The sequence below is a fragment of the Ligilactobacillus acidipiscis DSM 15836 genome (assembly GCF_001435755.1).
GTDB lineage: Bacteria > Bacillota > Bacilli > Lactobacillales > Lactobacillaceae > Ligilactobacillus > Ligilactobacillus acidipiscis.
Genome location: NZ_AZFI01000149.1, coordinates 1 through 4819, shown reverse-complemented (window position 1 = coordinate 4819; position 4819 = coordinate 1). Strand labels below are relative to the sequence as shown.

Here is a 4819-nt window from a genome sequence, read left to right as displayed (position 1 = left end):
GCCTAATACATGCAAGTCGAACGCAATCTTTTAACAATGAGTGCTTGCACTCAGCGTTTAAAGTGCGAGTGGCGAACGGGTGAGTAACACGTGGGCAATCTGCCCAAAAGTGGGGGATAACACTTGGAAACAGGTGCTAATACCGCATCAACCGGCTGACCGCATGGTCGGCCGGGCAAAGACGGCGTCAGCTGTCGCTTTTGGATGAGCCCGCGGCGTATTAACTAGTTGGTAAGGTAACGGCTTACCAAGGTGATGATACGTAGCCGAACTGAGAGGTTGATCGGCCACATTGGGACTGAGACACGGCCCAAACTCCTACGGGAGGCAGCAGTAGGGAATCTTCCACAATGGACGCAAGTCTGATGGAGCAACGCCGCGTGTATGAAGAAGGTCTTCGGATCGTAAAATACTGTTGTCAGAGAAGAACACGTGATAGAGTAACTGCTATGGCGCTGACGGTATCTGACCAGCAAGTCACGGCTAACTACGTGCCAGCAGCCGCGGTAATACGTAGGTGGCAAGCGTTGTCCGGATTTATTGGGCGTAAAGGGAACGCAGGCGGTCTTTTAAGTCTGATGTGAAAGCCTTCGGCTTAACCGGAGAAGTGCATTGGAAACTGGAAGACTTGAGTGCAGAAGAGGAGAGTGGAACTCCATGTGTAGCGGTGAAATGCGTAGATATATGGAAGAACACCAGTGGCGAAAGCGGCTCTCTGGTCTGTAACTGACGCTGAGGTTCGAAAGCGTGGGGAGCGAACAGGATTAGATACCCTGGTAGTCCACGCTGTAAACGATGAATGCTAGGTGTTGGAGGGTTTCCGCCCTTCGGTGCCGCAGCTAACGCACTAAGCATTCCGCCTGGGGAGTACGATCGCAAGATTGAAACTCAAAGGAATTGACGGGGGCCCGCACAAGCGGTGGAGCATGTGGTTTAATTCGAAGCAACGCGAAGAACCTTACCAGGTCTTGACATCTTTTGACCATCTGAGAGATCAGAATTTCCCTTCGGGGACAAAATGACAGGTGGTGCATGGCTGTCGTCAGCTCGTGTCGTGAGATGTTGGGTTAAGTCCCGCAACGAGCGCAACCCTTATTGTCAGTTGCCAGCATTCAGTTGGGCACTCTGGCGAGACTGCCGGTGACAAACCGGAGGAAGGTGGGGATGACGTCAAGTCATCATGCCCCTTATGACCTGGGCTACACACGTGCTACAATGGACGATACAACGAGTCGCGAGACCGCGAGGTTTAGCTAATCTCTGAAAGTCGTTCTCAGTTCGGATCGTAGGCTGCAACTCGCCTACGTGAAGTCGGAATCGCTAGTAATCGCGGATCAGCATGCCGCGGTGAATACGTTCCCGGGCCTTGTACACACCGCCCGTCACACCATGAGAGTTTGTAACACCCAAAGCCGGTGCGGTAACCATTTTGGAGCCAGCCGTCTAAGGTGGGACAGATGATTGGGGTGAAGTCGTAACAAGGTAGCCGTAGGAGAACCTGCGGCTGGATCACCTCCTTTCTAAGGAAAATTACGGAAACTCACACGATTTGTTACATGAAACTTTGTTTGGTTTTGAGAGGTCTACTCTCAAANACTCACACGATTTGTTACATGAAACTTTGTTTAGTTTTGAGAGGTCTACTCTCAATCCATAAATCAATAATTTATGGGCCTATAGCTCAGCTGGTTTAGAGCGCACGCCTGATAAGCGTGAGGTCGATGGTTCGAGTCCATTTAGGCCCATTTGTGATGGGGGTTTAGCTCAGCTGGGAGAGCACCTGCTTTGCAAGCAGGAGGTCAGCGGTTCGATCCCGCTAACCTCCATTGATGACGTCAGTCATCATGGATCCGTTCTTTGAAAACTGAATAACATTTATTTCTTGATCAATAATTTTATTAAACCGAGAACACCGCGTTTGAAAGAGTTTCAAACAAGAATTCAATTATTAAAGTATTAAACGCAAACTCATGACCCATTTATCTTTGATAAATGAGAGGTTAAGTTAGGAAGGGCGCATGGTGGATGCCTTGGCACTAGGAGTCGATGAAGGACGTGACTAACTGCGATATGCTTCGGGAAGCTGTAAGTAAGCAATGACCCGGAGATCTCCGAATGGGGCAACCCAATGACTGTAACGAGTTATTATCGCTGGCTGAATACATAGGCCAGTGGAAGACAGACGCAGGGAACTGAAACATCTAAGTACCTGCAGGAAAATAAAGAAATTTCGATTCCCTCAGTAGCGGCGAGCGAACGGGGAACAGCCCAAACCAAGAAGCTTGCTTCTTGGGGTTGTAGGACTGGACATTTGAGTTACCAAGAAAAACTGTAGCCAAACGGCCTGGGAAGGCCGGCTAGAAAGGGTGACAGCCCCGTAGGCGAAACAGTTTTTCCTCAGTCCAGGATCCTGAGTACGGCGGAACACGTGAAACTCCGTCGGAATCCGGGAGGACCATCTCCCAAGGCTAAATACTACCTAGTGACCGATAGTGGACCAGTACCGTGAGGGAAAGGTGAAAAGCACCCCGGGAGGGGAGTGAAACAGTTCCTGAAACCATGTGCCTACAAGTAGTCAGAGCCCGTTAAGGGGTGATGGCGTGCCTTTTGTAGAATGAACCGGCGAGTTACGTTAACGTGCCAGGTTAAGGTGGAAAGACCGGAGCCGCAGCGAAAGCGAGTCTGAACAGGGCGCACGAGTACGTTGACGTAGACCCGAAACCAAGTGACCTACCCATGTCCAGGTTGAAAGTGCGGTAAAACGCACCGGAGGACCGAACCCGTGTATGTTGAAAAATGCTGGGATGAGGTGTGGGTAGCGGTGAAATTCCAAACGAACTTGGAGATAGCTGGTTCTCTCCGAAATAGCTTTAGGGCTAGCCTCGGAAGTTAAGGATCGTGGAGGTAGAGCACTGTTTGGACTAGGGGCCCGTCTTGGGTTACTGAATTCAGATAAACTCCGAATGCCACTGATCTTGTTCCGGGAGTCAGACTGCGAGTGATAAGATCCGTAGTCGAAAGGGAAACAGCCCAGACCACCAATTAAGGTCCCTAAATATGTGTTAAGTGGAAAAGGATGTGGGATCGCACAGACAACTAGGATGTTGGCTCAGAAGCAGCCACCATTCAAAGAGTGCGTAATAGCTCACTAGTCGAGTGATCCTGCGCCGAAAATGTAACGGGGCTAAACACATTACCGAAATTGTGGATCCGACCTTTGGGTCGGGTGGTAGGAGAGCGTTCTAAGGGCGAAGAAGCCGGACCGTCAGGACCGGTGGAGCGCTTAGAAGTGAGAATGCCGGTATGAGTAGCGCAAGGTCAGTGAGAATCTGACCCACCGTATGACTAAGGTTTCCTGGGGAAGGCTCGTCCTCCCAGGGTTAGTCGGGACCTAAGCCGAGGCCGTAAGGCGTAGGCGATGGACAACAGGTGGAGATTCCTGTACTGATCAGATCTGTTTGAGCAATGGAGGGACGCAGGAGGCTAACGGAGCGTGCAGCTGGAATTGCACGTCCAAGCAGCGAGTCGCAAAACGAGTGAAAGGCTTGTTTTGGTGGTAGATGAGCTGTGATGGGGAGCGAAATTTAAGTAGCGAAGGAAGTCATGTCACACTGCCGAGAAAAGCTTCTAGCGAGGATCTGATCACCCGTACCGCAAACCGACACAGGTAGTCGAGGAGAGTATCCTCAGGTGAGCGAGTGAACTCTCGTTAAGGAACTCGGCAAAATGACCCCGTAACTTCGGGAGAAGGGGTGCTGGTCGACAGACCAGCCGCAGTGAATAGGCCCAGGCGACTGTTTATCAAAAACACAGGTTTCTGCAAAATCGTAAGATGACGTATAGGGGCTGACGCCTGCCCGGTGCTGGAAGGTTAAGAGGATGAGTTAGCGTAAGCGAAGCTCAGAATCGAAGCCCCAGTAAACGGCGGCCGTAACTATAACGGTCCTAAGGTAGCGAAATTCCTTGTCGGGTAAGTTCCGACCCGCACGAAAGGCGTAACGATCTGGGCACTGTCTCAACGAGAGACTCGGTGAAATTATAATACCCGTGAAGATGCGGGTTACCCGCGACAGGACGGAAAGACCCCATGGAGCTTTACTGTAGCTTGATATTGGGTGTTCGTGCAACTTGTACAGGATAGGTAGGAGCCGTAGAAAACGGGACGCTAGTCTCGTTGGAGGCAGTGGTGGGATACTACCCTCGTTGTATGAACACTCTAACCCGCGCCGGTTGATCCCGGCGGGAGACAGTGTCTGGTAGGCAGTTTGACTGGGGCGGTCGCCTCCCAAAAGGTAACGGAGGCGCCCAAAGGTTCCCTCAGAATGGTTGGAAATCATTCGCAGAGTGTAAAGGCAGAAGGGAGCTTGACTGTGAGACTTACAAGTCGAGCAGGGACGAAAGTCGGGCTTAGTGATCCGGTGGTTCCGTATGGAAGGGCCATCGCTCAACGGATAAAAGCTACCCTGGGGATAACAGGCTTATCTCCCCCAAGAGTCCACATCGACGGGGAGGTTTGGCACCTCGATGTCGGCTCATCGCATCCTGGGGCTGTAGTCGGTCCCAAGGGTTGGGCTGTTCGCCCATTAAAGCGGTACGCGAGCTGGGTTCAGAACGTCGTGAGACAGTTCGGTCCCTATCCGTCGCGGGCGTAGGAAATTTGCGAGGATCTGTCCTTAGTACGAGAGGACCGGGATGGACACACCGCTGGTGTACCAGTTGTCTTGCCCAAGGCAGCGCTGGGTAGCTAAGTGTGGATGAGATAAACGCTGAAAGCATCTAAGTGCGAAACTCGCCTCAAGATCAGATTTCCCATTCCTTT

General features: G+C 51.6%; 2 tRNA genes and 2 rRNA genes. All 4 read left to right on the top strand.

Annotated elements, in window-relative coordinates:
* A 16S ribosomal RNA gene (locus FC65_RS08770) occupies window positions 1-1520 on the top strand; the annotation flags it as partial.
* A 150-nt stretch (window positions 1521-1670) separates the two neighbouring features.
* Window positions 1671-1745, top strand: a tRNA-Ile gene (locus FC65_RS08765).
* A gap of 8 nt (window positions 1746-1753) precedes the next feature.
* Window positions 1754-1826: transfer RNA gene (locus tag FC65_RS08760), tRNA-Ala, on the top strand.
* Window positions 1827-1998: 172 nt separating this feature from the next.
* Window positions 1999-4819: ribosomal RNA gene (locus tag FC65_RS08755) — 23S ribosomal RNA — on the top strand; the annotation flags it as partial.